This window comes from Pseudarthrobacter xylosi, assembly GCF_055412765.1.
This window is the reverse complement of the sequence record NZ_JBVAYT010000008.1, coordinates 58,910-84,065: the sequence shown is the minus strand read 5'-3', so window position 1 is coordinate 84,065 and position 25,156 is coordinate 58,910. Positions and strand designations below refer to the sequence as shown.

The window sequence follows — 25,156 nt, the reverse complement described above, 5'->3', positions numbered from 1 at the left end:
ATGTCTTCCGGCGCCGATGTTTCCGGTCCCGGCGGACCTCTCCGTCCCTCAGTTTACGACTACATGTTGCGGAATAACAATCCTGTAATTACCACATGTAGTGGTGACCGCGGCCGGCGATGCATCCGTTGCGTCAACGGCCTAGCGGAAGCGTGCCGTGACAGCTTCACCGTGCGCCGGCAGGTCCTCGGCACCGGACAAGCTCACAATGTGGCCGCTGACTTCCTTCAGCGCGGCGCGGCTGTAGTTGATGACCTGAATGGCGCGCAGGAAGGTGGTGACATTCAGTCCGGAGGAAAACGCGGCCGTCCCGCTGGTGGGCAGGACGTGGTTGGATCCGGCGCAGTAGTCGCCCAGGCTGACGGGACTGTAGTCCCCCACAAAGATCGCCCCGGCGTTCCGGATCCGGGCTGCTACCGCCGGCGCATCCGCGGTCATGATTTCGAGGTGTTCAGCGGCGTAGGCGTCGCACGCGGCGATGCCTTGTTCCAGGTCCTCCACCAGGACCACTCCCGACTGCGGGCCGGACAGTGCCTCAGCTACGCGCGCGGAGTGCTTGGTGCCGGCCGCCTGCCGGTCCAGTTCGGCCCGGACTGCCGCGGCAAGGTCCTCCGAGTCCGTGATGAGCACGGACGCCGCCTGGGGGTCGTGCTCCGCCTGGCTGATCAGGTCTGCTGCCACGAGGTCAGGTTGCGCCGTCGAATCAGCCAGGATGGCGATTTCGGTGGTCCCCGCCTCGGAATCGATTCCCACCACACCTTTGACCAGGCGCTTCGCCGTCGCCACAAATATGTTTCCCGGACCCGTGACCACATCAACGGGCTCCAACGCGGGCCCGGCGTCATTTGCCTCCACGCCGTAGGCGAAAGCAGCGATGGCCTGTGCCCCGCCGATCGCGTAGACCTCGTCGATGCCGAGCAGGGCCGCTGCCGCGAGGATGGTGGGGTGCGGGAGGCCGCCGAAGTCTTTCTGCGGCGGCGACGCCAGGGCGATGGACTGCACTCCCGCGGCCAGGGCCGGGACAACATTCATGATGACCGACGACGGATAGACGGCGAGGCCGCCGGGCACGTACAAACCCACCCGTGAGACCGGAACCCAGTTCTGGCTCACCAGCGCGCCGTCGCCGAGTTCGACGTCGAGATCGCGCGGCCGCTGACCGTCCGCGAAGCGCCGGGCGCGGCTGATGGATTCTTCCAGCGCTCCGCGGACCGCCGGATCCAGCTCCGCCAGCGCCCGGGCAAGCGAGGCTGCCGGGACCCGCGGGTGGACCTGCTGGACTCCGTCGAAACGGAGTGCCAGGTCACTAAGGGCGGTGAAGCCGTCGGCGCGGACGGCCTTGATGATGTCCAGGACCTTTTGTTCTGCATCCGCCACGGTGTGCTGCCGCGCACGGGGAACAGCGGCGCGTAAACCGGCGAGGGTCAGGCCCCTGCCGCGAAGATCGACTGTCCGGAAGCTGACAGCGGCGGCAGTAGGTGTGGCTGGAAATTCAGGAGAAATGGTCACCGGTCCATTTTACGCGCCGGGCGCCCTGCCTTCGGCTACCGGCGTGCCCGTAATCCCGGGACCGCTCCTGAGCAGGTTCACCAGGCTCAGGACAAACACGGACGCGGCGGTCGCGGCCGGCCACAAAACAAGCACGGGCAGGGACCGGAGCGAGAACGCAACGCTGGCATTGACCGACGTGTCTGCGGGTCCGCCCCAGAGCTGGCCCGCAAGGACGCCGGTCAGCCACGCGATCAGGGCCCCGCCCAATCCACCGGCCATGCCCAGGAGAAAGGCCGCCTGCGCATCGCGGCCGCCTTTATCGGTCAGGAAGACGGCCACCAAGCACCCAGCGAACACGCAAAGTCCAGCAAGGGTGAGGTCCCTGGGCAGCCATACGTCCGGATTGGTCCCCGCTGCCAGGGCGGGGTCGCGCGTGATCAGGTTCAAGCCGCCCGGCGCGAGCAGCCACCACAACAGGCCGACAGGAACACCACCGGCAGCAGCAGCGGCAAACCATTTCCACGGCAGCACGGCGGACCGGCGGCTGATGTGTTCTCTCATGAAACAAACCTTAACAAATCCCGGAGTGTCCGGTCAGATGACGTGGGCAGTCTTGACAGATGACGTGGCGGGTCCGGGGATTCCTCCCTGTCCGGCGGGGACTAATACCCTTAAGGCAGAGTCCATTTCAGCCTGCTTTTTCCAGGGAGCCCGTTCAAGATGACAGACAAGACGCCGTTCGAGGGCACTTTCAAGGAAATGTTCCGGCGGCATGCGGCCGGGGTCGCCATCATCACCGTGAATTACCAGGGCGAGCCCTACGGCTTTACCGCCACGTCAGTGGCGTCACTTTCCGCACAGCCGCCGCGGTTCACCTTCAACATGGCCCGCAGTTCAAGTTCCTGGCCGGCCGTGGCCAACGCAACCCACCTCGGTGTCCACATGCTGGGCCTGGAAAACCAGGCGCTGGCGGACCGTTTCGCGCGCACCAAGGACAGGTTCGGCGGGGACCACTGGAAACTTGGCCCGCACGACGTCCCGATCCTTAAAGACGTCGCGGGCTGGCTGATCGGCAAGATCCAGATGCGGCTCTCGTTCGAGAACAATGCCGTGGTGGTTGTCGAGGTTGTGGACGGCGAAGTGGGCGACGACGGCTCGCCGCTCCTGTACCACTCCGGCGGCTATGGCCAGCCGGTCCCCCTGGACTACGAGATCTGACTCTAATTATCCAGGCAGGTTGGGCCCAGGAGCACCTTCAGGTCACCGAAAAGTGACGGACTGGGGTTGACCCTGAGATGGACGGGCAGGCCCATGACTTCCGTCCGGGTGTCCCCCTGCAGGTGCAGCCGGACCTCAGAGTTCCCCCGGTGGTTCCGAAGGACATCGCCGAGTTCGGTGACAACAGCCTCGGTTGCCTTGTGGGTGGGCATCGAAATCAGCACGGGCCCGTTGGTTCCTTCACTGAGGTCCGGAACGGACAGTTCCATGCAGTTCAGCGTTACGGCACCGTCGTCACGTCGCTGCAGGCGGCCCTTGACCACCACGATCAGGTCCTCGGCAAGGACCGAGGCGATGGGGCCATAGACCTGGCCGAAGAACATCACCTCCATCGAACCGCCGAGGTCTTCGATTTCGGCACGGGCATAGGCGTTGCCACTCGCCTTGGCGATCCTGCGGCTGAGTGAGGTGATCATGCCCGAGATGGTGATGATGGCGCCGTCGTGCGGCCCGTCTTCGCCGATGATTGACGTAATGGACTGGTCCGCGTGCTGGCTGAGGAGTCCTTCCAGGCCCTGCAGCGGGTGGTCTGACACATACAAGCCGAGCATGTCGCGCTCAAAGGAGAGCTTGTCCTTCTTCTCCCATTCCGGCAGGTCAGGGATCTCGATGCTCAGCGACGCTTCGGATTCGGCCTCCTCGAAACCGGCGAAGAGGTCGAACTGGCCGATCGCTTCGTTTCGTTTGAGGGTAATGACGGAGTCAATGGCCTCTTCATGGATCATCGCCAGCGCACGCCGGTGGTGATTGAGGGAATCAAAGGCTCCGGCCTTGATCAGGGATTCAATGGTCCGCTTGTTGCAGACCACCGCGGGGACCTTCATGAGGTAGTCCTTGAAGGACGTGTAGGCGCCTTCCTTTTCGCGCGCGGCCACCATGGCTTCGACGGCGTTGACGCCCACGTTGCGGATGGCGCCCATGCCGAAGCGGATGTCGGTGCCTACCGGGGTGAAGTTCAGCGCTGATTCGTTCACGTCCGGCGGCAGCACGGTGATTCCCATGCGCCGGCATTCGTTGAGGTAGATTGCCGATTTGTCCTTGTCGTCACCGACCGACGTCAGCAGGGCAGCCATGTACTCCGGCGCAAAGTGGGCCTTCAGGTACGCGGTCCAATAGGAGATCACGCCATACGCGGCCGAGTGGGCCTTGTTGAAGGCGTAGTCGGAGAAGGGCAGCAGGATGTCCCACAGGGTCTTCACTGCGGCCATGGAGTAGCCGTTGTCCTGCATGCCCTGGGAGAAGCCTGCGAACTGCTTGTCCAGCTCGGATTTCTTCTTTTTGCCCATGGCGCGCCGCAGGATATCTGCCTGCCCGAGGGAATAGCCGGCGAGTTTCTGGGCTACGGCCATCACCTGCTCCTGATAGACGATCAGGCCATAGGTCCCGCCTAGGATTTCAGCAAGGGGTTCCTTGAGCTCGGGGTGGATCGGGATGACTTCCTGGATCCCGTTTTTGCGCAGCGCGTAGTCAGTGTGCGCGTTGGCGCCCATCGGACCGGGCCGGTAAAGAGCCAGCACGGCGGAGATGTCTTCGAAGTTGTCAGGCTTCATCAGCTTCAGCAGGGACCGCATCGGGCCGCCATCAAGCTGGAAAACGCCCAGGGTGTCGCCACGGGCCAGCAGTTCATACGAGGCCACGTCGTCCAGGGCCAGGCTGTCCAGGTCCAGGTCCAGGCCGCGATTGAGCTTGATGTTCTCCAGGGCGTCCGAAATGATCGTCAGGTTCCGCAGGCCGAGGAAGTCCATCTTGATCAGGCCCAGGCCCTCACAGGTGGGGTAATCGAACTGCGTGATCACCTGGCCGTCCTGGATACGACGCATGACCGGGATGACGTCGATGATGGGGTCCGAGGACATAATGACGCCTGCGGCGTGCACGCCCCACTGGCGCTTCAGCCCCTCAATGCCGAGGGCAGTCTCGAAGACCTTCGCGGCCTCGGGATCGCTAGCGATCAGCTGGCGGAAGTCGCCTGCCTCGCTGTAGCGCTTCGAGTCCTTGTTCTGGATGTCGGCGAGCGGGATGTCCTTGGCCATCACGGCCGGCGGGAGCGCCTTGGTCAGCTGCTCCCCCATGCTGAACGGGTAGCCCAACACACGGGAGGAGTCCTTCAGCGCCTGCTTGGTTTTGATGGTGCCGTACGTGACAATCATTGCCACGCGCTCGTCGCCGTATTTCCGGGTCACATAGTCGATGACCTCAGACCGGCGACGGTCATCGAAGTCAACGTCGAAGTCAGGCATGGACACACGGTCCGGGTTGAGGAACCGCTCGAAGATCAGGCCGTGCAGGAGCGGATCAAGGTCCGTGATACGCATGGCGTACGCCACCATCGAACCGGCTCCGGAGCCACGGCCCGGACCGACACGGATGCCGTTTTTCTTCGCCCAGTTGATGAAGTCGGCCACCACCAGGAAGTATCCCGGGAACCCCATGGAGGTGATGACTTCGAGCTCGTAGTCAGCCTGTGTGCGGACTTTGTCAGGGACGCCGCCCGGGTACCGGTAATCCAGCCCCGTGGCAACTTCCTTGACCAGCCAGGACGTCTCGTCCTCGCCCGGCGGGCAGGGGAACCGCGGCATGTAGTTGGCGCCGGTGTTGAACGACACATCGCAGCGCTCGGCGATCAGGAGTGTGTTATCGCAAGCGTCCGGGTGGTCCCTGAACAGCTCACGCATCTCCTGCGGGGACTTGAGGTAGTAGCCGCTGCCAGAGAACGCGAAGCGGGAGCCGCCGTTGTCATACGACGGTTCCAGCAGCGTGGAACCTGACTGGATGGCCAGCAGCGCCTCGTGTGCCTTCGCGTCGTGTTCGTGCGTGTAGTGCAGGTCGTTGGTGGCCACCAGTGGCAGGTTCAGGTCCTTGGCCAGCCGCAGCAGGTCTCCAGTGACCCGGCGTTCGATGTCCAGGCCATGATCCATCAGTTCGCAGAAATAGTTCTCCGCACCGAAAATGTCACGGAATTCCGAGGCGGCTTCCTTGGCCTCGCGGTACTGGCCCAGCCGCAGCCGGGTCTGCACCTCCCCCGAAGGGCAGCCGGTGGTGGCGATCAGGCCTTCGGAGTATGTGTTCAGGAGCTCACGGTCCAAACGCGGCCACTTGCCGAAGACTGCGTCCAGCGAGCCAATGGACGAGGCCCGGAAGAGGTTGCGCATGCCGACGTTGTTGTAGCTCAACAGCGTCATGTGGGTGTAGGAGCCACCGCCGGAGATGTCGTCCTTGCGCTGGTGTTCCTCGCCCCAGCGGACACGGCTCTTATCCGTCCGCGCGGTACCGGGGGTGACGTAGGCTTCGACGCCGATAATCGGCTTGATCCCCTGGTCCGTGGCGCGCTTCCAGAAATCGAAGGCCCCGAACAGGTAGCCGTGGTCGGTGGTGGCGAGGGCCGGCATCCCGAGGCGTTCAGTCTCGTTGAAGAGCTCACCCAAGCGGGCCGCGCCGTCCAACATGGAGTATTCGGTGTGGTTATGGAGATGGACGAACGAGGCATTGCTGGAAGTCACCGCACCATTCTAAGCGCTGGCCGGGCGCCCATGGCCCAGCGACCCAGCCGCTAGGCTTCCCCCGACTCCAGGACTTCGAGGGCAAAGGCCAGATCCTGCGGGTATTCGCTGGTAACGGTGACGCGCTCCCCCGTTGCCGGGTGGTCGAAGCCGAGCTGCCGGGCATGGAGCCACTGCCGGGTCAGGCCCAGGGTGGCGGCGAGCCGAGGATCCGCCCCGTAGGTAAGGTCTCCGGCGCATGGGTGCCGCAACGCCGAAAAGTGGACGCGGATCTGGTGTGTGCGCCCAGTCTCAAGGTGCACCTCCACCAGGGTGGCCTTGCCAAATGCCTCCAGAACCTCATAGTGCGTGATCGACGGCCGGCCGTCTTCGATCACCGCAAAGCGCCAGTCGTGTCCGGGGTGGCGCCCGATTGGTGCATCGATAGTGCCCTCCAGCGGGTCCGGTAGGCCCTGGACCACCGCGTGATAGACCTTGTCCACGGTGCGCTCCTTGAAGGCCCGCTTCAGGGCCGTATAGGCGCGCTCCGTTTTGGCCACCACCATTACTCCGGACGTACCGACGTCGAGCCGGTGCACGATCCCCACCCGTTCGGGGGAACCCGACGTCGAGATCCGGAATCCGGCTCCGGCGAGACCGCCAACCACGGTGGGTCCTACCCAACCGGGGGAAGGATGCGCGGCCACGCCCACCGGCTTGTCCACAACAACAAATTCGTCGTCGTCCAGCAGGATTTTCAGGCCTTCCACAACTTCCTCCACCACTTCGAGCGGGTCCCGTCGTTCAGGCACCGTCACTTCCAGGACATCGCCGACAACCAACCGCGCGGACTTGCCGAGCTTCTTGCCGCGGCTCACCACGTTGCCCTCGGCAATGAGGGTCGCGGCCATCGACCGGGAAATCCCCATCAGCTTGGCGAGCCCGGCGTCCGCCCGTGTTCCGCCGAAGTCGTCGGCGACCACTACACGCTCAGACACCGTCCGTGTCCTTCGGCTGGGCCGCCTCTTTCCGTGGCGCCGCAACGTGCCGTGAGCCATCAAGGGCGATCCCCCGCAACGTCAGGATACAGATGATGACTACTGCTGAAACCACCGCGGAATCTGCGATGTTGAAGATCGCAAAATTTGGCAGCTGGATGAAGTCCACCACGTGCCCCATGCCAAACGAGGGCTCCCGGAAGAGCCTGTCCGTCAAGTTGCCCAGGGCACCGCCCAGGAGAAGTCCCAGTGCCAGCGACCACCAGGCCGAGCCCAGCTTGCGCACTTGGAGCAGGATGGCGATGGAGACGCCGGCCATGATGATGGAGAACACCCACGTGACATTTTCACCGATCGAAAATGCGGCGCCGGAATTACGGATGAAGTACCAGTGCAGGAGCGGCGGCAGCACTGGGATACGTTCACCCTCCACCATCGAGGACGTCACCCACAGTTTTGTCAGCTGGTCCAGGACGTACGCAAAGACCGCGAAGCCGGCGAAGAGCGAGAGCAGGAGTGCCCGCCGGGGGCGGGCCGATGAAGGAGAAGGGTTTGCGGCGTCAGCGGCGAGGTGGTCAGTCATGGTGCTTTCATTTTGTGAAACCGATGTTAAATCCCAAAAACCGGCAGCCGAGGAATCCTCAGCCACCGGTTCTCAGAATACGTGCTTGGCGAACTAGTTCGCTTCAACCTCAGGGGCCGCTACGGAACCGCGGGCGTCAAGGTCGCGCAACTGGCCTTCAATGTAGGCCTTCAGGCGTGAGCGGTAGTCGCGTTCGAAGCCGCGGAGCTGCTCTACCTTGCGTTCCAGGACGGAGCGCTGCTGCTCGAGGGCACCGAGGATCTTCCGGGACTTCTCCTGGGCATCGTTGACCAGGCTGCTGGCCTCGATCTGGGCCTCGGCGATGATCTTGTCCTTCTGCGACTGACCGTCGGCGACGTGACGGTCGTGCATCTGCTGCGCCATAGCGAGCAGCCCTGCAGCGGACTCGGCCGATACCGTGCTCCCAGCGGCTGCGGCGGGCGCAGCAGCCGGTACGGCTGCAACAGGTGCGGCCGGCTCGGCTTCCTTCTTCTTGGCAGCCTCGGGAGCTTTAGTCTCGACTTCAGCCTTCGCCGGGGACTCAACTTTGTCAGCCTTGACGGGGGCGGGAACCTTCTCGACCACGGGGGCGGACGCAGCGGAGCTGGCCGGCACGCCGGAACCTGATTCTGCAAGCTTCTTGCGGAGCTCGTCGTTCTCCTGGTTCAGGCGCCTGAGTTCCACAACGATCTCGTCCAGGAAGTCATCAACTTCATCCTGGTCGTAGCCTTCGCGGAACTTGGTCGGCTGAAAGCGCTTGTTGACAACGTCTTCTGGCGTCAAAGCCATCTGGTCACCTCATTGGTCTAGTTAGTCAGTAGGCCTTCCGGCCGTCAAAACTACGGTACCTAAATTTTGTCTGGTTCCTCTAATTCAACACTGGGTGTCAAACCGGAGATTTCTTCGCGGCCCAGAGGGAGTTCCAATTCCAGGAACTCCGCCTGCGCTGCTAGGTCTTGTCGAAGGTTACGCGAAACCCCTGGTGACCGCCATCGCGATGCTTACGGCGATGAACAGGACCAGAAACCCGAGGTCCAAGGTCACCCCTCCGAGCCTCAACGGCGGGATCAGCCTCCGGAGTCCCTTGAGCGGCGGATCCGTGATCGAGTACACAGTGTGGGCCGCCACGAGGGCAACACCACGCGGACGCCATTCCCTGGCAAACATCTGGACCCAGTCAAAGACAAGCCGGATGATCAGCGCCACGAAGAACAGCAAAAGGGCGATATAGACAAGTCCGAAAACAATTCCCATGACTTAACTCATATCTCCATGTCCATTCCGGATACCGCGGTGCCCTGCCAATGTTTCTTGTCTATTTCAGCACAGATGCCAGACAGGTGTACCTGCCTGGCATCCGGAATAAGCTCAGGGCTAACTTTGATTGAAGAAGCTGGCCTGGGTCTCGCTGACCTTTTTGTCATCGCCAATGACCTCAATGTACGACGGCGACAGCAGGAAAACCTTGTTGGTGACCCGTTCGATGCTGCCCCGGAGTCCGAAAACCAGACCGGCCGAGAAGTCGACGAGACGCTTGGCGTCCGCTTCGCCCATGTCGGTCACGTTCATGATGACAGGGATGCCGTCACGGAAACTCTCACCGATGAGCTTGGCGTCGTTGTAGGACCGCGGGTGGATCGTGGTGATCTGCCGAAGCCCGGACGGTTCTTCGCGGCTCGAGGCCGCACGCTTGATGGGGGTCACTGGTGCGCGGTATTCCTCTTCGGGGGCGTGGGATGACTCGCGGCTGACATCGCGGACGGGTGCCGGTGCACGGCGTTCCTCGCGGTCAACTTCCATCGAATCGTCCTCGTCCTTACGTGTTGTGGTGTGCTCGGACTCGTAGTGTTCATCGCCATCGGCGAGCCCAAGATAGATCATTGTCTTGCGCAGAGCGCCGGCCATGGTCGACTCCTAATCGTGTCCGTAGGCGGGCCGCCCAATGACTTGACAGCCTTGAATCCCCCGCCACTCACTTCCTATGGGTTCGACGCTACCCCACGTCAGGACGCGATCCGAGAATATCGGAACCGATCCGCAGGTGTGTCGCACCGAAACGGATGGCCGCTTCCAGGTCCTGGCTCATGCCCGCCGAGATGGCTGTTGCGCCGGGGTGCTCGGCCACCAACCTCGCCGAGATGGCTGCCAGCTTTTCGAAGGCCGCCTCCGGACTGGTGCCTAGCGGGGCGACGGCCATAACACCCGCCAGTTCCAGTCCTGCCGCGGCCGCCAACCGCTCGGCAAGGAGCGGCACCTCCGCCGCAGCCGCGCCGCCGCGGTGGGCGCCGGCGTCGTCGTCGAGGCTGACTTGGATGAAGCACGCCAAGTCTCCCCGGCCCGTCCGGTCCTGTTCCGCCGCGATAGCGCGCTCCAGGCCATCCACCAGGGCCAGCCGGTCCACCGAATGGAGCGCGCGGGCGTACTTGGCCACGGATTTCGCTTTTTTGCTCTGCAACTGCCCGACAAAGTGCCAGTTGAGGCCGAGTCCTGCCAGTTCGGCGGCCTTCGAGGAGGCTTCCTGATCCCGGTTCTCGCCGACGTCGCGGACGCCCAGCGAGGCGAGGCGCCTGATGTCCGCGGCCGGATGGAACTTGGTGACCACAATCAGCGTGGGCAGTTCCCCCATCCGGCCTGCATCCTGGACGGCGGCTTCAATGCGACGCTGCACGGCGGCGAGGCGTTCCGCCAGGTCAGCCATCCGTGCCGGGTTGTTCTCCACCACGTCCTCATTCATGTGACCACACCAGTCCGGCAAAGCGCCCGGTCGTGTGGGACCTGCGGTAGGAAAAAAGCTCTTCGTGCTCGAGCGTGCACGGACCCGCATATTCAATACCAACGCCGACTGCTTCAAGCTGGCTCTTAGCCCCCGCCGGGAGATCCAGTGCCGGTGTGCGCCACGATGTGGCCGCCCATGTTGCGGGCACCTGGGCTGCCACTTGGGCGCGAAGGCCGGCGGGCACTTCATAGCAACGGCCGCAGATTGACGGGCCCAACCAGGCCCGGATGCCTGTGGCCCCGGCAGAGCGCATCTGCTCCACCGTCGCCGTGAGAATACCGTTTTCTATCCCCGGGCGGCCTGCGTGCACAGCGGCGAGGATCGGACCGTCCGGCCCCTGCCCCACAAGCACCGCGGGGATGCAGTCGGCCACCATGACCGCCAGCGGCAATCCCCGCGACACCATGGCATCGGCGGTCGGCGCAGGCGTGGCCGGCTCCATCATTTCAACGGCTGTGCCGTGGACCTGCTCCATGAACCGGAGGGAACCACGGGCCATGCCTGCCGCGTTCTCCAACGCCTCGCGGCGCTGGAGAACGTCAGCGGCGTTGTCGCCAACGTGCAGGGCGAGGTTGCCGGCCTGGGTGTCTGTAAACGCCACACTCACGCCAGCAGAGACTTCGGCCCGCCAATAGAACAACCCGGGCCCTACTTCAGGAAGTCGGGGACATCCAGGTCATCGGCGCGGTTCCCTGAGAGGTCCGGCTCCACAACTGAGGGCAGGTCGACGTCGAACCCTGAATCGGCGGGAACCGCCGACGGGCGCTGCTGGCCCCAGTTGCTGAGGCCTGACGCACCAACGCCTGCATGAACGGGCTGGACGTTGTGCTGGTGGCTGCCACCCGATGTAGGCGCCTGGGCCGGAGCGGGGGCCGCTGCGGGCCGCTGCGGCGCAACCTGCGGCTGCGACTGGTCCATCGAAGGGGAAGTGGCCTTGACGTCGTCAAAACCGGCGGCGATGACCGTGACACGGGCCTCGTCACCAAGTGCGTCGTCGATCACGGCACCGAAGATGATGTTGGCTTCGGGGTGGGCCACTTCCTGGACCAGGCGGGCAGCTTCGTTGATTTCGAAGAGGCCCAGATCTGAACCGCCCTGGATGGAGAGCAGGACACCGTGGGCGCCGTCGATGGAGGCTTCCAGCAGCGGTGACGCAATAGCGAGCTCAGCAGCCTTCACCGCACGGTCTTCGCCACGGGCCGATCCGATGCCCATCAGCGCCGAACCCGCGCCCTGCATCACGGACTTGACGTCCGCGAAGTCGAGGTTGATGAGGCCGGGGGTGGTGATGAGGTCCGTGATGCCCTGGACACCGGACAGCAGGACCTGGTCAGCGGAGCGGAAAGCGTCCAGGACGGAGACGTTGCGGTCGCTGATGGACAGGAGGCGGTCGTTCGGGATCACGATCAGGGTGTCGACTTCGTCGCGCAGGGCGTCGATGCCGGCCTCGGCGGAGCCCGCTCGGCGGCGGCCTTCGAAGGTGAACGGACGGGTAACAACGCCGATGGTCAGCGCACCCAAGGAGCGGGCGATGCGCGCAACCACGGGGGCGCCACCGGTTCCGGTGCCACCGCCTTCACCGGCGGTGACGAAGACCATGTCTGCGCCGCGGATGACCTCTTCGATTTCGTCGGCGTGGTCCTCCGCAGCCTGCTTGCCAACCTCGGGGTTGGCGCCTGCACCGAGCCCGCGGGTCAGTTCACGTCCGACGTCGAGTTTGACGTCGGCGTCGCTCATCAGCAGAGCCTGGGCATCTGTGTTGATGGCGATGAATTCAACACCCCGGAGGCCGACCTCGATCATGCGGTTGACTGCGTTCACGCCACCGCCGCCGATGCCGACGACCTTGATGACGGCCAAGTAATTCTGCGGAGCTGCCACGTTACGTGTCCCTTGTTCGTGTCCTATTGCGAAAACTGTGGAGTCGGGCTTGAAGCTTCGAACCTTAACCTTCGAGTTGAAGGTTATAGTTATGTCAAGTAACTCATGTCTGGAACGCTATTTCCTATGGTTCAGACATTCAATAACCGGAGCCGCGTGTCGCGGGAATACCGGGTAAATAAAGCGATCAGCGCGTCACCGGATGCCGGGGCGCGCTCACATCGTACACACGGACCGGGTTCTTCGGGTCCGCGGGAACCTTGAGCAGGGCTCCGAGCACCTTGGCTTTGAGCTCCTTCTCCCCCGCATTCCCCCAAATGATGGTCTGGCCGTCCACCAGTTTGAGCTCCACGGCATCCACGGACTGCGCGGACGCGTTGGACAGCTTTGACAGCACATCCAGCGGAAGTGCACCCAGGACCGCTGCGGTGGCCTGGAAAAGGTCCTTGCCGATGGCTCCGGCGCCACCGTCGATCACGGGCAGGGAAACCGTGGCCGGGTCCGCGGGGCTGGCCAGCACCACGCCGTCCACATCCACCAACTGGTACTGCTCCCCCTGCTTGACCAGTGCCACCGGAACCCGCTCATGCACCTGGACCACCAGGCCGGACGGCGGCCGCGCCTGGGTTGAAACGGATTTGATCTGGACGAGGGGCGCCAGGAGGCGGCTGACCTCCTCATCGCTGATCTGGGGCAGGGGCTTGCCCTTCAGCGGTTCCAGCGCGGCCTGGACCTGCTCCGTCGTGACGAGCCGGGTCCCGGACACCGATACGGTGCCTACGGCAAGGGCCGGCGAGAAGATTGCGGCGGCCAGCAGCGCGCAGAGCAGCGCCAGGACAGTGCCCAGCGTCAGCATGATGTTCCGTTTGCGGCGCTTTGCGGGCGGCTCGGGGAACACCAGCACATTGTCAGTGCTTTGCGTAGCTTTGTCGGGACCCTGTGGCGCCTTGTCCGCTGACCGCTTGCTGCCCGCATCCTTCACTTTCTTCCGGCCGGGCAAAGAAGGGGTATCCGCTTCCGGGGCACTCTTGGAGGCCGAGATGACCTGCGGTTCCGCAGGCGCGGGTGGCTGCCGCCTGCCCGGTGAAGCGTAGTTGGGCCGGCGCGGACTACCCACCGAGGGCCTGCACGATCTGGGGCCCGAAGGCTGTGACGTCCCCTGCGCCGACGGTCAGGATGATATCGCCGGGGCCGGCGGCGTCCGCAAGGGCAGCAACCGCCCTGCCCGGCTCCACCAGGCGTCCGCCGGCGGCCAGGTGTTCGCCGATGAGCTGGCTGGTGACACCTGGGATGGGATCTTCGCGCGCGGGGTAGATATCGAGGACTAGGGCGGTGTCCGCAAGGTTCAGCGCTTCCGCGAACTCCCTGGCAAACTCCCTGGTGCGGGAGAACAGGTGCGGCTGGAACAGGACATGGACGCGGTGCCCGCCGGCCACGGACCGGGCAGCCGTCAGGGCGGCCCGCACCTCGGTGGGGTGGTGGGCGTAATCGTCATAGACGCGTACGCCGCGCGCCTCCCCTTTCAGCTCAAAGCGCCGGGAAGCGCCCGAGAAGTTCGCCAGGGCACCTGCGGCAGCGTCGGCGTCGACCCCCAGCTCCAGTGCGACGGCGACGGCGGCGGCGGCGTTCAGCGCGTTGTGCCGGCCCGGGACCTGCAGGTTCAGGGCGAACCGTCCGGCGGGTGAGGAGACTGCCACGTCCCCCGGGCCGCCGTCGTGCAGTACCAGATCCGACGCATCCGAAGTGCCGTACAACACCACCCGGGTGTTGCCGCGTGCGAGCGTGCGCTCTGCAAGGGCCGCGGCCCCCGCGTCATCAGCGCAGGCAATCAGGACGCCGTCGGCCGGAAGCAGCGCCGTAAAGCGGTCGAAGGACTCGTAGACGGCTTCGGCGGTGCCGTAGTGGTCCAAGTGATCGGGTTCGACATTGGTGACCACGGCAATCCTGGGCCGGTAGTTCAGGAAGGACCCGTCGGATTCGTCCGCTTCGGCCACAAAGACCCCGGACGTGCCGTGGGCGGCATTGACGCCGAGCGCAGGCACGTTGGCGCCGATGGCAAACGAGGGATCCATCCCGGCGCCCTGGAGCAGGACGGTGATCATGGCTGTGGTGGTGGACTTGCCGTGCGTGCCTGCCACGGTCACCACAAGGTCCTCCCTCATGGTGGCCGCCAGCGCCTCTGAGCGGTGCAGCACCGGCAGGCCGGCAGCACGCGCGGCCACCAGTTCGGGGTTGTCCGCACGGATCGCCGAGCCGGCCACCACGGTCTTGGCATCGCCCAGGTTGGCTGCGGCGTATCCCACGGCGATCCTCGCGCCGGCGGCGGCCAGTTCCGCCATCACCGGAAGGTCCTTGGCATCCGATCCGCTGACGGCAACTCCGCGGGCCACCATGATGCGCGCCACGGCGGACATTCCCACCCCGCCGATGCCGATGAAATGGACGCGGCCCAGGGATTCCTGGCTGCGGATACTTGCGGGGGTCATGCGGATACCGCTTCCAGGACAAGATCAGCCATGCGCTGATCGGCGTTTCTGATGCCAAGGCGGCGTGAGCTGGCGGCCATGGTGGCCAGGCGGCCGGGGTCTGTGACCAGGGGAATGAGCTGGCTCGCCACCCACTGCGCGGTGAAGTCCTTATCCGGGACCAGGAGTGCGCCACCGGCGTTCACGAGCCCCGCCGCGTTGAGCGCCTGCTCCCCGTTGCCGATGGGCAGCGGGACAAACACTGCCGGCACTCCGACGGCGGCCACTTCGCAGACGGTGGCTGCGCCGGCCCGTGCGAGCAGCACGTCCGCGGCGGCGTACACCTGTTCCATGCCGTCCACATACTCCACCTGCCGGTAGCCCGGTGCGGCGAGGGGGCCGCCGTCGGGCCCCAAAACCGTCTTGCCGCGGCCGGTGATGTGGAGGGTCTGGATTCCTGCCGCGCCAAGGTCCTGGACGGCGGCGGCCACCGCGCGGTTGATGCTCTGGGCGCCGGAGGAACCGCCGGTCACAATCAGTGTGGGCGTGGTGGGATCCAGGCCCAGGGCTTCGCGGGCGGCGGCACGGGCAGCGACCCGGTCCAGGCTGGAGATTTCGGTCCGCATGGGCATGCCCACATGGCGGGCGTGACGCAGGCGCGTGGTGTCGAAGGCGGTGGCCACGTGACGGGTCAGGAACGATCCCACCCGGTTGGCCAGGCCAGGCCTGGTATTGGCCTCGTGGATCACGATGGGGATTCCCCGGCGCCGGGCGGCGAGGTACAGCGGTGTGCAGACATAGCCGCCAACGCCCACCAGGACGTCGGCCGAGGCTTCGTCGAGGATGTGTCCGGACTGCCTGACCGCCCCGGCCAGCCGTGCAGGCAACCTGAGCAGGTCAACGGAAGGTTTCCGCGGAAATGGCACACGATCGATGGTGGCCAGTTCCAGGCCGGCGGCGGGCACCAGCCGGGTTTCCATGCCGGCAGGCGTACCCACAGCAAGCAGCTTGGCACCGGGCGCGGCCGCACGCAGGGCGGCCGCGATGGCCAGCAGGGGGCTGATGTGGCCGGCGGTTCCGCCGCCCGCCAGGACAATGGACAGGTTCTGGGAAGTCATCTGGAGCTACGTACGCTTTCTTGCGGTTGTTTTGGGTGCGGTTGTTTTACGGCCAGCGGTGTTGTGGCTGGCAGTTTTGCGGCCGGCAGGTGTGCGGCCGGTGGCACCCCCGGCCTTCCGGGCGCCGAATTTGAGCATTTTCTTCGGCCGGAGGGCCGGCGCCATCTGTTCGCGGGCCAGCGACAGCACCACCCCAACGGCGCACAGCGACATCAGAAGTGCCGACCCGCCGTACGAAATGAACGGCAGCGGCACGCCGATCACAGGCATCAGCCCTGTCACCACGGCCATGTTGACCGTGGCCTGCCCCAGCAGCCACACCATGATGGTGCCCGCCAGCACCCGGTGGAACATATCTTCCTGAGCCACCACTACGCGGTAAATGGCAGCCCCGAGGATGGCAAAGAGGACAAGCACGACGACGGTGCCCACCAGGCCGAGCTCCTCGCCGATGATGGCGAAAATGAAGTCGTTGTGGGCTTCCGGGATCCAGCTGTATTTCTGCCGGCTTTGGCCGAGGCCGACGCCGAACCAGCCTCCGGACGCGAGCCCGTAGAGCCCGTTGGTGGCCTGGTAGTTGGCGTCAATGCCGTCGGCGCAGGACTGGCCGGTCCACCACGAGGTGATGCGGCACATGCGGTTTGAGCTGGTGATGGCCATGACGGCAGTGCCGGCTGAGGCCGCCAGGGCGGCGAACCCGAACAGGTACAGCGGTACTCCGGCGAAGAAGAGGGCGGCAGCGGTGATCATCATGATGATCATGGCTGTCCCCAGGTCGTTGCCCAGCAGGACCAGGCCGATCACCGCACCTGCCAGCGGAACGGCCGGGATCAGCACGTGGGGCCAGCGCCGCAACAGCTTCCCTTTCCTGGCCAGGACGGTGGCCAGCCACAGCGCCAGCGTCAGCTTGGACGCCTCGGACGGCTGGAAGGTGATACCGCCGAGGTCGATCCAGTTCTTGTTTCCGTTGACTTCGTCACCGACCAGCTGCACCAGGACCAGAAGGACGAGGGCCGCGCCCAGCCCCGGCCAGGCCAGGCGCTTCAGCCAGACCACGTTGATGCGTGAGAGGACAAACATCGTGAAAATGCCGATGGCCGCGAACATACCCTGCTTGAGGGCGTCGCCGTACGGCGATTTTCCGGCAGCTATGGATTCGACGCTTGAGGCCGACAGCACCATCATGATGCCGATTGCGGTCAGGGCCAGCGTGGAACCAAGGATCAGGTAATACGTTGAGCCGTTTTTCGAGGTACCGGTTCCTTCCAGCGTTGACCAGAATGCCCGGTACATGCGTCGAATCCGGTCCGGCAGGGTGATGGTGGACTTTACGGGCGAAGCGGGTTTCCCGGAGTGCGGCCGTGAGGCCGGCGACCGGGTGGGCGTGCTGACCATTGTTACTCCTCGCCGGTCTGGGCCTGCCCTTCCACCAGCTCGCGGACAGCTTCAATAAAGGCGTCGCCGCGGTGAGCATAGGAAGAGAACTGATCCATGGAAGCAGCTGCCGGGGCCATCAGCACGGTGTCGCCTGATGCCGCCAGCTGAGCCGCTGACGCAACGGCCCGGGACATCACGGCCGCACCGGAATCCGGCGAGCTGCCCGTGGTGGCTCCGCCTGTTGCGGCAGTCTGCATATTTTCAGTGTCGCCCGCCGGCGTCGTGATTACGGGGACATCCGGTGCGTGTCGCTGCAAGGCGTCCGCCAGCGCGGCGGTGTCCGTGCCGATGAGCACCACAGCCTTGAGCCTGGCCGCGTGGTCCCGGACCAGGTGGTCGTAGCTGACGCCCTTGGACAACCCGCCCGCGATCCAGATGACGTTCTCAAAGGTGGCCAGTGACGCTGCCGCTGCGTGCGGGTTGGTGGCCTTGGAATCGTTGACCCAGAGCACGCCGTTCTGCTTGGCGACCGGCTGGATGCGATGGTTGCCGGGCACGTAGTCCTGGATCCCCTGGCGCACTGCCTTCGCATCCACACCGAAGGCCCGGACCAGGGCAGCCGCCGCTAGGGCGTTGGCCACCATATGCCGTGGCGCAAACTGGCCCAGGTCGGTCATCGAGGCCAGCTCGGCGGCGCTGTCCTTGCGTTCCTCAATAAACGCACGGTCCACCAGCAGGCCCTCCACCACACCGAGCATGCTGATGGCCGGGGTGAGCGTGGTGAAACCTACGGCACGGCAGCCCTCGACGACGTCGGCGTCTTCAACCATGCGTTCGGTCTCGATCTGCTCCGCGTTGAAGATGCACGCCTTCTGGGTCCGCGCGTAGACCTTTGCCTTGTCCGCGAGGTAGGAATTGTAGGACCCGTGCCAGTCGACGTGGTCCTCAGCCACGTTCAGGCAGACGCTGGCCACAGGCGACAGCGATTCCGCCCAGTGCAGCTGGAAGCTGGACAGTTCAACCGCAAAGGCGTCGTACTCCACGGGGTCCCGGAGCGCGTCCAGGATGGGGGTGCCCACGTTGCCGACCGCGATGGCCTTAAGGCCGGCGGCCTGCAGCATGGACGCGGTCAGGCCCACAGTGGTGGTTTTGCCGTTGGTGCCGGTGATGGTCAGCCAGTCAGCAGTTTTGTGCCCTGCCCGGACACGCAGTCGCCAGGCAAGTTCGACGTCGCCCCAGACCGGAATGTGCGCGCGTGCAGCGGCTGCCAGGAGCGCCTGGTCGGGACGCCACCCCGGGGAGGTCACGATGAGTTCGGGGAAGCTGCCATCGATTTTGGGGATGCTGCTGACGGCGTCCTCGCCCAGGAGCACGTCCACGGCGCCGACGATCTTCAGGGTGTCTGCCTGTGCTTTGGCTGTCTCGGAAGTGGCGGCGTCAACCACAACCACCCGGGCACCGAGTTCGATGAGGGTATCTGCCGCGGCGAACCCGGACACTCCGATGCCGGTGACTGCAACGCGCAGCCCTGCCCAATCGGAATCCCAACTGACCAGGTTTTGCAGGCGGGGGGAAACAGTCACAGGAGCACAACCCATTCAGCGTAGAAGACGCCCAGGCCCACGGCCACGAAGAGCCCGCCCAGGATCCAGAACCGGACCACCACCGTGACTTCTGCCCAGCCCTGGAGTTCGAAGTGGTGCTGCAGCGGGGCCATCTTGAAGACACGTTTACCGCCGGTGGCCTTGAAGTAGCCCACCTGGATGATCACGGAGAGGGTAATCAGGACGAACAGGCCACCGATGAGTCCCAACAGGAGTTCCGTGCGCGAGAGGATGGCGAAACCGGCGATCGCACCACCGATGGCCAACGACCCGGTGTCGCCCATAAAGATCTTCGCCGGGGAGGTGTTCCACCAGAGGAACCCCACCAGGGCGGCGCTCAGGATGGCGGCCAGGAGCGCCAGGTCCAGGGGGTCGCGGACGGAGTAGCAGCCGCTGCCGGCCTCGCGCGGTGATCCACACGCCTGATTGTTCTGCCAAATGCCCATCAGCGTGTAGGCACCGAACACCATGATCGATGCACCGGCAGCCAGCCCGTCCAGTCCGTCAGTGAGGTTCACGCCATTGGTCGCGGCGGTGACGATCAGGTTGGACCAGAGCACAAAGAGGATTGCGCCAACCACCGTGCCGGCGAAGGCCAGGTCCAGCCAGGGAATGTCACGGACCAGGGAGATTTTAGTCGAGGCCGGCGTCAGGCCGTCCGGGTCGGGAAAGTTCAGTGCCAGGACCGCGAAGGCTATGCCCACGGCAGCCTGGAGGATGAGCTTGGCCTTCGCATCGAGGCCAAGGCTCCGCTGCCGGGAGATCTTGATGAAATCGTCCAGGAAACCCACCAGCCCCATGCCGACCATCAGGAAAAGCAGGATCAGGGCCGAGGCCGAGGGGCCTGCCGAATCCGGGTTCATCATCCACATGATCAGGTGGGTCAGTCCGTAGCTGAGCAGGACCGCGCCCACCACCACGGTGCCGCCCATGGTGGGCGTGCCGCGTTTGGTGTGATGGGAGGTGGGTCCGTCATCGCGGATGAACTGTCCGTAGCTCTTGCGCACAAGCAAGCGGATAAACAGCGGCGTTCCCACCAAGGCAAACAGCAGGGCAAGTCCTGCGCCGATCAGTAGTGCAATCACAGCAGCTCGCTCCCTTCATGGGCGGGTTCCGTGGATTGTGGGGGTAATGCTATCCGATCGCCCAGGTGCCGCAGTCCAACACTGTTGGACGACTTGAAGAGCACCAGGTCGCCGGGCTCAAGCTCGGCGTTCAGGAGCGCATAGGCGTCCTCGGCAGTTTCGGCGAAAACGCATTCATCGCCCCAGGAACCCTCCTGGACGGCGGAAACGTAAAGTGCGCGGGCTTCGCGGCCGACGACGACCAGCCGGGAAATGTTCAGGCGGACCACCTGGGTGCCCACAACGGTGTGTTCACGGATGGAATCAGGTCCCAGTTCCAGCATGGCGCCCAGGACGGCCCAGGTGCGCCGTCCGCGGCCAAGGTCCGCCAGGGTGCGCAGGGCCGCCCGCATGGACTCCGGGTTGGCGTTGTAGGCATCGTTGATGATGGTCACGCCGTCAGCACGTTCGGTGCGTTCCATCCGCCAACGGCTTGCTGCTGACTGCGTGCTCAGCGATGCGGCGATGTCCTTGCCGTATACGCCGGCCGCGTGCGCGGCAGCTGCTGCGGCGAGGAGGTTGCCGGTGTGGTGTGCGCCGATGAGGCGGCTGCTGACGTGCAGGCCTGCTTCGCCGCCGGGCAGGATGAGCTCAAATTCCGGGTTGCCCTCGGCGTTTGTGTCCGGATTCACGGCCCTTACGGTCGCGTCAGGGCGTCCTTCGGCCGAGTAACCCAGCACGGTCGCGCCGGTGCGGCTGCGCATGGCAGCGACGCGGTCGTCATCGAGGTTGATAACGGCAGTGCCGCCGGCGGCGAGGGACTCCACCAGTTCGCCTTTGGCCCGGGCAATGTTGTCCACGCCGCCGAACTCCCCGGCGTGGGCAGTGCCGACGCCGAGGACGACGCCGATGTCAGGCTTCACCATGTCGGCCAGGTAGCGGATGTGCCCGATGCCCGTGGCGCCCATCTCGATCACCAGATACCGCGTGTGGGTGTCGGCGCGGAAGACTGTAAGAGGCACGCCCACCTCGCCGTTGTAGGACCCCTGCGGCGCAACGGTGGTGCCCTGCTGGTTGAGGATGCCGGCGAGGAGGTCTTTGGTGGTGGTTTTCCCGGCGGAACCGGTGATTCCAATGACGGTCAGGGCATCGCCTGCAGCAGTCCGGGCCAGGCGGATCCGACGGACCGCTTCGGCGGCCAGGGCGCCCATGGCCAGCACGGCATCCTCGACCAGGACAGCCGGATAGTTAACGCCGTCCGGCCCCGTCACGGGGCGCTCAGCGAGAACCAGCACAGCACCGCGGCTGAAGGCCGCGGCAACGAAGTCGTGGCCGTCGGCGTGCTCGCCAGGTTTCGCCACGTACAAGGACCCGGCGGCGGCCTCCCGCGAATCAGTGACCACCGACAGGGGTGTGATCCCCGGATCGGCGTCCAGGCGGCCGTGTGTGATATCGGCGATTTCCGCCGCAGTAAGTGCAATCATCTCGGTCTAGGACTCTATCCGGTCGTCTCGGAGAACGTTGAATCCCCTGGCTGTCAAGGCGTTCCGCAGTTCCACCCGGTCGTCGAGCGCCAGGTTGACGCCCTTGACTTCCTGCCAGACCTCATGGCCCCGGCCGGCCACCAGGATGGTGTCGCTTGGACCGGCCAGTTCAACGGCTCGCCGGATGGCGGCGTCGCGGGGATAAACCTCTTCGATGACACACCCCGGTGATTCCCGTTCGCGCGCCGACCGTGCGCCCGCCAGCACGTCCGCCCTGATGGCCGCAGGGTCCTCGTCGTGGGGGTCGTCATCCGTGACGATCACGATGTCGGCCATGTTCGCGGCGACGGCGCCCATGGCGGGCCGCTTGCCCTGGTCGCGTTGTCCGGTGGCTCCGAAAACCACGATCACCCGGGAGCCGGGAAGCGGTGACCTGACCGCTTCCAGTGCGCGTGCCAGTGCATCCGTGTTGTGGGCGAAGTCCACTACGGCCGCAGGTTCTTCGGAGACGAGCTGCATGCGCCCCGGGACGGCCACGGTGAAGGGGTCATGGTGGTCCAGGGCGGCCTGCACGGTGGCGGCGTCCACTCCGCTGGCTAAGACCATAACCGTGGCCAGTGCCGCGTTGGCGACATTAAAAGCGCCCGGAAGGCCGGTGTGGACGTTGAGGTTGATGCCCTCAGGGCCCTGCACTGTGAAGTCGGTTCCCAGCCCCCGCGCTGCGGTGGCCGTGACGGCCCAGTCCGCGGCACCCCCGGGTGTCATTGAGAGGGTGGTGACCGGGATCGGTGCCGTGGCGGCAAGCCTGCGGCCCCATTCGTCGTCGACCGTCACCACAGCCCTGCGGGCACGGCCCGGTGTGAACAGTTCCGACTTCGTGGCGAAGTAGTCCTCCATGGTGCCGTGCAGGTCCAGATGGTCCTGTGTCAGGTTCGTGAAACCGGCAACGTCGAAGAGCACACCGTCCACCCGCTGGAAGGACACGGCGTGGGAGGACACTTCCATGGACGCCGCGTCCAGCCCCCGTTCCCGCATGAGGGCGAGCAAGCCGTGGAGATCCGGTGACTCGGGTGTGGTCAGGAGGCTGGGAACCGGCGCTCCGCCGGCCAGGATTTCGATGGTTCCGATCAGGCCGGTCTGCTGCCCGAGCGCACGGAGCAGGGCGTTGATGAAGTACGTGGTGGTGGTCTTGCCGTTGGTTCCCGTCACACCGTACAAGCGCGGCGTCCGCCCGGCTGTTGGCTGGCTCTGGTAGATCAAGGCGGACAGCGGCCCCACCACGTTGCGCGGCCCGTCCACCACAAGCACCGGGACCGATGCTTCGGCAGAGTCCGCCGAAAGCGCGAGAAGGCGTGCGCCGGCGTCGTCGGTCAATACTGCCACCGCTCCCCTGCCGACCGCCTGCGAAACGAAGTCAGCGCCATGGTGGGAAGCACCCGGCAGCGCCACATACAGGTCGCCCTGTTCCACGGTTCGCGAGTTCAGTGAAATTCCCGTGATGCTGACGCCAGCGGAGGCACCCGGGACCTGCACACCGATTTGGTCTCCGATCGTGTCCAGGCGGACCGCAGCAACGGCCGTAGGCCTGAACCGCGCGGAGGCTGGTTCCCCTGCCGGCCCCGCGTTGCTGGCTGATGCGTTCTGGTCTGACAAGGGAATCTCCGATGGTGGTGCTAGTGGATCATGCCCGCGGGAGACTGCTTCCGCTGCGGGCGTTTTGGTAACTGCTGCCTGGCTTGATGCTACTTGGCGTACTGCGGCAGCCTGGCCGGTACACCCGTGGACGGCTGGACGTTGTAGGTGCGCAGGGCCTGGCTCATGACCGAACGGAACACCGGCCCCTGCGTGATGCCGTAGATGCTGCCCTTCGGACGCTGCAGTACCACCTCAACAATAAACCGCGGGTCGTCCATCGGTGCCATACCCACGATAGAAGCGGTGTAGCCGCAGAACCCTGACTTCCCGTCGTCGCACGGAGATTCAGACGTTCCGGTCTTTGCCCCCACCCGGTATCCGTCGATCGCGGCGTCCTTGATCTGGCCTTCGGTCACGGCGCTTTCCAGGATGTCCTGGACCTGCTGCGCGGTGCCGTCGGACACCACCTGGCGGGAAGGCTGCGGGGCAACCGCCTCTTCTGTTCCGTCCGGTGACACGTATGCATCAATCAGGCGCGGCTGGAGCATCACACCATTGTTGGCGATCGTCTGGAAAGCGCGGACCGTCTGCAGTGTCGACTGGGCCACACCCTGGCCGAAAAGCACCGTGTATTCCTGGCGGCCGTCCCATTGGTCGGCCGGGGTAAGAATGCCAGATGCGGTGGCGGGCAGCCCGATGTCCGGCGCTTCGCCGATACCGAATTTCTTAAGCCAGTCGTGCCTTTGGTCTTTGGTGAGCCGGGAGCCGGCCGCCACGGTGCCGGTATTCATGGACCAGCCCAGGATGCCGGCGAGCGTGCGCTCTTCGGTGCCATGGGTAAAAGAGTCCGTGAACGTCTGGCCGTCCACAGTGTACGAGGGACCGAGCGTGAAGGTGTCCAGCGGGCTGGACTTTCCTTCCTCAATCAGGGCAGCCGCGGTGATCATTTTCTGCACCGATCCGGGCTCATATGCGGCAGTCACGGAGCGAACGCCGCGGTCCTTGGCGGCCACACGGCCGGGATCGTTCGGGTCCGGCGCGTTGGTATCGGCCATCGCAATCAGGTTGCCGGTCTTGGCGTCCATTACGATGATGGCACCCCACTCGGCACCGAGTTTGTCCGACTGGCTCTGGATGGCCTGCTGGGCGAAATACTGGAGATCGGAATTGAGCGTGAGCTTCACGTCCTTGCCGTCCTCCGGGGGTGTCAGCTCATCCACGCCGACGGGAATCCGAAGACCGTCCGCGCCGATCTCGAAGAGCCGTTTGCCGTCCTTTCCCCGCAGCAGCCCGTCCTGGGTCTGTTCGATCCCCGCCTGGCCGGTGCTTCCGTCCTGGAGGAAGCCGATAATACCGCCGGCCACGGAACCGTTGGGGTACACGCGTTTGCTGACACCCTCGGTGACGATGCCGGGAATACTCAGATCCGAGACCCTGAGCTCAACGTCCGGCTTTAGGTCCTTAGCCACGATGTGGTATTTCGATTCGCCCGTCACGGCGTTCCTGAGGTCGTCAGTATCCATGCCCAGGACAGCCGCGAGTTCGCTGATGCCCTGCTCCCGACTGACTTCAACCAGCTTGTCGGCGCCTTCCTCCAGACGCCAGAACTTATCGGTCTTCGTGTTGGTGGTCTGGTCCACCACAATGTTGTAGCGGATCACGCTGTTCGCCAGGACCGTCCCGTCGGAGTCCAGGATGCTACCGCGTTCGGCAGGGAGTGAAGTCTCGCGCATCCGGTAATCGAGCGCAGCGGCGGCCATCCCGCCGACGTCGAGTCCTTGGACGAAAAAGAGCTTGCCGCCCACCACCAACAGCAGCGTCAGCATAATGCCCAGGCCGAGGCGCAGCCGTTTTGTGGCGTTAGGGGCCTTGCCGCTTTTTGCCTTGCCGGTCCTCTGCGCCACCGTGATTCCCTTGCTGCTC

At 64.9% G+C, this 25,156-nt stretch carries 21 protein-coding genes; 1 reads left to right on the top strand and 20 read right to left on the bottom strand.

Annotated features, from left to right (window positions below; genetic code table 11):
- Nucleotides 1-141: 141 nt before the first annotated feature.
- Both hisD and ACZY1F_RS16440 read right to left on the bottom strand, forming a co-directional pair.
- A complete protein-coding gene (gene hisD / locus ACZY1F_RS16445) occupies nt 142-1,509 on the bottom strand; it encodes a histidinol dehydrogenase (RefSeq protein WP_463943097.1) in 1,368 nt (455 codons plus the stop codon).
- 9 nt (nt 1,510-1,518) lie between these two features.
- Complete coding sequence (locus tag ACZY1F_RS16440; RefSeq protein ID WP_463943096.1) at nt 1,519-2,052, bottom strand: hypothetical protein; 534 nt, start codon at nt 2,050-2,052, stop codon at nt 1,519-1,521.
- Between the two features lie 159 nt (nt 2,053-2,211).
- On the opposite strand from ACZY1F_RS16440, the gene ACZY1F_RS16435 reads away from it, so the two are divergent.
- Nucleotides 2,212-2,709: a flavin reductase family protein gene (locus tag ACZY1F_RS16435; RefSeq protein WP_463943094.1), complete on the top strand. Its 498-nt coding sequence runs from the start codon at nt 2,212-2,214 to the stop codon at nt 2,707-2,709.
- 2 nt (nt 2,710-2,711) lie between these two features.
- Here the strand turns inward: ACZY1F_RS16435 and dnaE are convergent, their stop codons facing one another.
- The 18 genes from dnaE to ACZY1F_RS16345 all read right to left on the bottom strand — a co-directional run bounded on the left by dnaE (nt 2,712) and on the right by ACZY1F_RS16345 (nt 25,137).
- Nucleotides 2,712-6,269: a DNA polymerase III subunit alpha gene (gene dnaE / locus ACZY1F_RS16430; protein ID WP_463943093.1), complete on the bottom strand. Its 3,558-nt coding sequence runs from the start codon at nt 6,267-6,269 to the stop codon at nt 2,712-2,714.
- Nucleotides 6,270-6,319: 50 nt separating this feature from the next.
- Nucleotides 6,320-7,246, bottom strand: coding sequence for an RluA family pseudouridine synthase (locus tag ACZY1F_RS16425; protein WP_463943091.1), 927 nt, complete (start codon nt 7,244-7,246; stop codon nt 6,320-6,322).
- Nucleotides 7,239-7,829, bottom strand: coding sequence for a signal peptidase II (lspA, locus tag ACZY1F_RS16420; RefSeq protein WP_463943090.1), 591 nt, complete (start codon nt 7,827-7,829; stop codon nt 7,239-7,241). The genes ACZY1F_RS16425 and lspA overlap by 8 nt, the downstream gene beginning before the upstream one ends.
- Before the next feature lie 93 nt (nt 7,830-7,922).
- Nucleotides 7,923-8,618, bottom strand: coding sequence for a DivIVA domain-containing protein (locus ACZY1F_RS16415; protein ID WP_463943088.1), 696 nt, complete (start codon nt 8,616-8,618; stop codon nt 7,923-7,925).
- Between the two features lie 177 nt (nt 8,619-8,795).
- Entirely contained in the window at nt 8,796-9,083 is a 288-nt protein-coding gene (locus ACZY1F_RS16410; RefSeq protein WP_160669932.1) for a YggT family protein, read from the bottom strand.
- A gap of 120 nt (nt 9,084-9,203) precedes the next feature.
- The gene (locus tag ACZY1F_RS16405) at nt 9,204-9,734 is read right to left on the bottom strand and encodes a cell division protein SepF (protein WP_056342219.1); all 531 of its coding nucleotides are present in this window, start codon (nt 9,732-9,734) and stop codon (nt 9,204-9,206) included.
- Between the two features lie 88 nt (nt 9,735-9,822).
- On the bottom strand, nt 9,823-10,563 hold the full coding sequence (locus tag ACZY1F_RS16400; protein ID WP_463943086.1) for a YggS family pyridoxal phosphate-dependent enzyme: 741 nt from the start codon (nt 10,561-10,563) through the stop codon (nt 9,823-9,825).
- Nucleotides 10,556-11,245, bottom strand: coding sequence for a purine nucleoside phosphorylase YfiH/LACC1 family protein (locus ACZY1F_RS16395; RefSeq protein WP_463943084.1), 690 nt, complete (start codon nt 11,243-11,245; stop codon nt 10,556-10,558). The genes ACZY1F_RS16400 and ACZY1F_RS16395 overlap by 8 nt, the downstream gene beginning before the upstream one ends.
- A gap of 8 nt (nt 11,246-11,253) precedes the next feature.
- Nucleotides 11,254-12,486 carry a cell division protein FtsZ gene (ftsZ, locus tag ACZY1F_RS16390; RefSeq protein ID WP_248761656.1) on the bottom strand — a complete coding sequence of 411 codons (1,233 nt, stop codon included), beginning with the start codon at nt 12,484-12,486 and terminating at the stop codon, nt 11,254-11,256.
- Nucleotides 12,487-12,673: 187 nt separating this feature from the next.
- On the bottom strand, nt 12,674-13,603 hold the full coding sequence (locus ACZY1F_RS16385) for a cell division protein FtsQ/DivIB (RefSeq protein ID WP_463943083.1): 930 nt from the start codon (nt 13,601-13,603) through the stop codon (nt 12,674-12,676).
- Nucleotides 13,596-14,972 (bottom strand): UDP-N-acetylmuramate--L-alanine ligase, encoded by a 1,377-nt coding sequence (gene murC / locus ACZY1F_RS16380; RefSeq protein ID WP_463943081.1) that lies wholly within the window; start codon nt 14,970-14,972, stop codon nt 13,596-13,598. The genes ACZY1F_RS16385 and murC overlap by 8 nt, the downstream gene beginning before the upstream one ends.
- On the bottom strand, nt 14,969-16,069 hold the full coding sequence (gene murG / locus ACZY1F_RS16375; protein WP_463943079.1) for an undecaprenyldiphospho-muramoylpentapeptide beta-N-acetylglucosaminyltransferase: 1,101 nt from the start codon (nt 16,067-16,069) through the stop codon (nt 14,969-14,971). Before murG ends, murC begins: the two co-directional genes overlap by 4 nt.
- Before the next feature lie 6 nt (nt 16,070-16,075).
- Nucleotides 16,076-17,464, bottom strand: a complete 1,389-nt coding sequence (gene ftsW, locus ACZY1F_RS16370) for a putative lipid II flippase FtsW (protein WP_463943077.1) — start codon at nt 17,462-17,464, stop codon at nt 16,076-16,078.
- Between the two features lie 2 nt (nt 17,465-17,466).
- Nucleotides 17,467-19,044 (bottom strand): UDP-N-acetylmuramoyl-L-alanine--D-glutamate ligase, encoded by a 1,578-nt coding sequence (murD, locus tag ACZY1F_RS16365; protein ID WP_463943075.1) that lies wholly within the window; start codon nt 19,042-19,044, stop codon nt 17,467-17,469.
- Nucleotides 19,026-20,135 carry a phospho-N-acetylmuramoyl-pentapeptide-transferase gene (mraY, locus tag ACZY1F_RS16360; RefSeq protein ID WP_058929381.1) on the bottom strand — a complete coding sequence of 370 codons (1,110 nt, stop codon included), beginning with the start codon at nt 20,133-20,135 and terminating at the stop codon, nt 19,026-19,028. The genes murD and mraY overlap by 19 nt, the downstream gene beginning before the upstream one ends.
- A complete protein-coding gene (locus tag ACZY1F_RS16355) occupies nt 20,132-21,598 on the bottom strand; it encodes a UDP-N-acetylmuramoyl-tripeptide--D-alanyl-D-alanine ligase (protein WP_463943073.1) in 1,467 nt (488 codons plus the stop codon). Before ACZY1F_RS16355 ends, mraY begins: the two co-directional genes overlap by 4 nt.
- 6 nt (nt 21,599-21,604) lie before the next feature.
- Nucleotides 21,605-23,251 (bottom strand): UDP-N-acetylmuramoyl-L-alanyl-D-glutamate--2,6-diaminopimelate ligase, encoded by a 1,647-nt coding sequence (locus ACZY1F_RS16350; protein ID WP_463943071.1) that lies wholly within the window; start codon nt 23,249-23,251, stop codon nt 21,605-21,607.
- A gap of 89 nt (nt 23,252-23,340) precedes the next feature.
- A complete protein-coding gene (locus ACZY1F_RS16345; RefSeq protein WP_463943069.1) occupies nt 23,341-25,137 on the bottom strand; it encodes a peptidoglycan D,D-transpeptidase FtsI family protein in 1,797 nt (598 codons plus the stop codon).
- Between the last annotated feature and the right edge of the window lie 19 nt (nt 25,138-25,156).